Below are 1,918 nucleotides of genomic sequence, written 5' to 3'. Positions count from 1 at the left end.
CACGGTTTTGCTCCGTGTCTACATACAAGTTTCCCTATATGCTTACTAAAATTTTTGTGCAATTCGTCTCACGAATAAAGTTGCGAGTATTATTGCACTATTTAATAAAAAAGTTCCTATACGTCTTTTCCTCAAAAATTTTCCTCAAATCAACAGGAACTCCAATAACAATCGGATTTTTTGCACTTGAATACCTATCTAGCAAAACTTTAAAATAAACTGCAAGCAGATATTTTCCAATTGTAGTTTTATGCTTTTTGCTTTCCATTTTCAAATCATCAGCAGAAATCTCGCCAGTCGTAATATGATACTGCCCCTTCTCCAGTATTTTTATTGGCAAATGAAATGCAGATTTTATCGTAGTTTCCTTACTTACTTTCCGCATATATTTTTCATAAAGGTCAATATATTTACTTTCCTTTATACTATTTTCCTCATCATAATTTCCAAATATTTCTTCATTCTTTTCCAAAATCTTTTTTTTATTTTCTAAAAAACTCTTATTTTCAAAATTTTTAATTTTATTGTCATTTATTTTTGAAAAATCAATCATTTCTTTTAACTTTTTCTCTTTTACTTTAAATTTATCTCCAATTTCGTTTTTTGCTTTATCTTCAATTATAGTATCTGTATTTCTGAAGTTTCTGCTCCTGCTATCTTTAGAAAAATACTTTACTTCCACATATTCTTCAATTAAATCCTGAAAAAATAGCATTGCACCCTTCCCATCTGTTAAAAAATGTGCGATTTCTATTGATAATTTATTATTAAAATAAATAATTCGCAACGGATTATCCTTTTGTATATCCGTACAAGGATAAGTTTTTTCCTCTTCAATCATAAAATGTGTCTTTTTCTGCTGTAAATAATTCCAAAAAATTCCTTTTTTCAATTCAGAATTCTGAACCTCCCACAACTAAAGTCACAGGGTTCTAAAATCTTTAAAAACATTTAAAAATTTTCTAAGAAGTTTGATAGCTTTACACCACCCTTATTCTTTTAGGCGTGTCCAGCTCACCTCTATTGTATAGGATACTTAAATCCACAACTTTACTTTTCCTTAATATGTTTAATGCTCCATTACAATCTGCATTTAATTGATAGCCTTTACTTGTTTGATATAGTCCTCTTTTTATTCTTTTTCCACTGAATATATATTCTTTTTGATTTTCTTTATCATATATCGGGATTTCATCTCCATCAAAGAAACTTGCTTTTGATGTATAACTTTCTTCTTGCAGCTTAAATTCTATTCCATATAGTTTACATAGATATATTAATTTATCTCTTAATTTTCCATATGGTATATTTACAAAGTTTTGATTATTTATACTTCCTATATTTGAATTTCTTTGAAAATCTTCATTATATCCTAGAACTATTTTTCCTATATCATTATTAAGACAATAATTTACAATTATTCTTGCCGCTTTTGAAAGATAATCTTCTATACGATTATTTCTCTTTCTAGTTATTCTCTTTTGTCTTAATGTTATATGCTCTATCTTTTGTTTATCTTTAATGCTTTGCAATTTTGCATTTGTCTTATTATAGTATTGATTTATTGATTTTAATTTTCTACCATCTATTATGAATGATGCTCCATTATTAGTTACACAAGTACAAAGATTGTCTATACCTAAATCAATTCCTAGTGCATTGTTTTCATTTAATTCCCTTTGAACTTCTTCTACCTCATAAGTATATTGAATTTCAAAGTACCTAGAATGTTGTTTTGGTATTATTCTAATTTCTTTTATCTTCTTGTTTTTTAATACTGGGGGTAGTTTTATTGCGATTTCCTTATGTATCTTTCTAAATGAATTTGAATAAGGAACTATCAACATATCATCTTTTAATCTAACAAAACCTATAACAAGAGTTGTAAAACCATCTTTAGTAAGATAATTTGGTAATT

2 protein-coding genes are annotated in these 1,918 nt (G+C 27.1%); both read right to left on the bottom strand.

What is annotated here, in order from left to right; all coding sequences use genetic code 11:
• Window positions 1–97: 97 nt before the first annotated feature.
• A complete protein-coding gene (locus ACO409_RS10760; RefSeq protein WP_485557134.1) occupies window positions 98–892 on the bottom strand; it encodes a hypothetical protein in 795 nt (264 codons plus the stop codon).
• 88 nt (window positions 893–980) lie between these two features.
• Window positions 981–1,918 (bottom strand): RNA-guided endonuclease InsQ/TnpB family protein (locus ACO409_RS10755; RefSeq protein WP_485557132.1); only part of this gene is annotated, 938 nt, incomplete at its 5' end.

It is taken from the genome of Leptotrichia sp. (genome assembly GCF_057270615.1).
This window is presented reverse-complemented; position numbering and strand designations above follow the sequence as displayed.